At 40.7% G+C, this 2,467-nt stretch carries 3 protein-coding genes; all 3 read left to right on the top strand.

The window, feature by feature from the left end:
* Window positions 1–1,205: aspartate aminotransferase family protein (locus F6K13_RS28260; protein WP_287289168.1), on the top strand; the 1,205-nt coding region annotated here is incomplete at its 5' end.
* Window positions 1,206–1,362: 157 nt separating this feature from the next.
* Complete coding sequence (locus F6K13_RS28265) at window positions 1,363–1,605, top strand: AbrB/MazE/SpoVT family DNA-binding domain-containing protein (RefSeq protein WP_124147404.1); 243 nt, start codon at window positions 1,363–1,365, stop codon at window positions 1,603–1,605.
* A complete protein-coding gene (locus F6K13_RS28270; protein WP_287289170.1) occupies window positions 1,599–1,940 on the top strand; it encodes a type II toxin-antitoxin system PemK/MazF family toxin in 342 nt (113 codons plus the stop codon). The genes F6K13_RS28265 and F6K13_RS28270 overlap by 7 nt, the downstream gene beginning before the upstream one ends.
* Window positions 1,941–2,467 lie beyond the last annotated feature (527 nt).

Below are 2,467 nucleotides of genomic sequence, written 5' to 3' on the forward strand. Positions count from 1 at the left end.
TCAACTTCAACGCTTATGTAATGAACACTTACGGGCGTTTCCCCATTGCTCTTGAACGGGGCGAAGGTTGTCGTGTTTGGGATACTGAAGGAAAAGAATATCTGGATTTTGTTGCCGGAATTGCTACCTGTACCCTTGGTCATGCTCACCCCGTAATGATGGCAACAGTCTCGCAACAAATTCAACGACTACATCATGTATCTAACCTATACTATATTCCAGTTCAGGGAGAATTGGCACAGTGGTTGACAGAACACTCCTGTGCCGACAAAGCATTTTTCTGTAATTCTGGAGCAGAAGCAAACGAAGGAGCAATAAAATTAGCCCGCAAATATGCTCACGAAAAATTAGATATTGAAAATCCTATAATTTTGACTGCCCATGCTAGTTTCCACGGACGTACTCTAGCAACTATTACCGCAACGGGACAACCAAAGTATCATAAAGGTTTTAGCCCCTTAATGCCAGGATTTTATTATGTGCCCTACAATGATATTGCTGCGATAGAAAGCGCGATCGCTGAATTAGACAAAGACAAACGACAAGTTGCAGCTATTATGCTAGAAGCACTCCAGGGAGAAGGAGGTGTTCGCCCTGGTAATGTGGCTTACTTTCAAAGAATTAGAGAAATTTGCGACGAGAAAGGCATTCTCTTGATATTAGATGAAGTACAAGTAGGTATGGGTCGTAGTGGCAAACTTTGGGGATATGAAAATTTAGGCATCGAGCCAGATATTTTTACTTCCGCTAAGGGACTAGGTGGAGGTATTCCCATTGGAGCAATGTTATGCAAATCTCACTGTGATGTTTTTGAACCTGGTAGTCATGCTAGCACTTTTGGTGGAAACCCTTTTGTTTGTTCGGTAGCGCTCGCTGTTTGTCAAACTTTGGAACAGGAAAATTTGTTGACAAATGTACAGCAGAGAGGCGAACAGTTGCGAGTAGGGTTAAATGCTATTGCCACTAAGTATCCCGATCTATTTAGCGAAGTGCGCGGTTGGGGTTTAATTAATGGTATGGAGTTGAAGGCAGATGTGGAGTTGACTTCTATCGATCTAGTCAAAGCTGCCATGAATGAGGGTTTATTGATCGTACCTGCGGGGCCGAAAGTATTGCGTTTTGTGCCTCCACTTATTGTAACTGCTGCCGAAGTTACTGAAGCTGTGGATGCTTTGGCAAGAGCGATCGCAACTTTAGTTAAGTAGAATCAAATCAGGTTGTACAGTTATCCAAAAATTTCTGCCGAAAACGAAGTAGGGATGTTTTATGGAGCGTCCCTACATATTTCTAGTATAGAATCATTGTTCTTTCCTGACTAATTCTATATTTAACTTATTATAAACTTCATATAATTTTTAAACTATGGTAACTCGAAAAGTTAGTATCTGGGGTAATTCCCTTGGAGTTATACTTCCGCAAGCGATTATCCAAGAGGTGGGCTTAAAAGAAGGAACAACTGTTTCTATATCTACAGAAGGTAATAAAATTATTCTGTCACCTACCAAACCTAAATACAGCCTTGAGGAGCTACTTAAAGAGGCTACTCCAGATATGCAGCATGATGAATTAGATTGGGGTGAGTCGATGGGAGCAGAAAGTTGGTAAAAATTGATGGAATTGTCCCCGAACGAGGTGACATCATTCAATTGCAGCTTAATCCAAGAACTGGTAGCGAACAGGCGGGCTACCGCCCTGCAGTGATATCACCATTGCTTTACAACCGCATTTCCAAAATTCTTTTGGTTTGCCCCATCACCAGTAAAAAGAAAGGATGGCCTTTTGAGGTTGAACTGCCTGCTCAGATACAAACTCATGGTGTTGTGCTGGTGGATCAGTTAAGAGCTGTTGATTGCAGTGCCAGAGGTGCAAGTTTTGTTGAAAAAGCAACTCCTGAATTAATTGATGAGGTTTTGGCTAGGTTCGAACCTCTCGTAACTTAACTAGCTATCAGCTATTAGCTATCAGCTATCAGCCTAAAAATTTGGGCGTTGCTGAATTAAGGCATGATTGTAGAAATTCGTGATCGCTAAACTCTCAAATAATTTATATTATTTGAATCAGGAGTTGGCACATCTGTAAATTTGAGATAGTGAATTAATATTCAATATAATTAGGGCTTGCTGATTAAATCTAAAAGCATTTATAGATAAAGGTTTTAGCCTTTTTAGCTCTGGAAAAAGTATCTAGTTTTCAGCTCTATTATGTTATGCTCAAAAAGTTAGCATTTTGGGCAGGAGAGTAGCCTAAAAATTACTCCCCTACTCCTCTACTTCCCCGCTCCCCTACTACTCAAAAAAGACTGTTTCAGCAAACCCTAATTAGGTATTTGGGCGTTGCTGACTGGTGGGTATGATTTGATGATTTTGTATTTGGGATTTTTTATTTTGGATGGTTTGAACTACTTGTTAATATTAACTTTTCCCTGTTCCCTGTTCCCTGTTCCCTGTTCCCTGTTCCCTGTTCCCTG

The sequence above is a fragment of the Okeania sp. SIO2B9 genome (assembly GCF_010672505.1).
GTDB classification, from domain to species: Bacteria; Cyanobacteriota; Cyanobacteriia; order Cyanobacteriales; family Microcoleaceae; genus Okeania; species Okeania hirsuta.

Excerpts from the sequence above, each read along its gene's own strand:
- F6K13_RS28265 (WP_124147404.1), top strand. The coding sequence starts at position 1,363 with ATGGTAACTCGAAAAGTTAGTATCTGGGGTAATTCCCTTGGAGTTATA.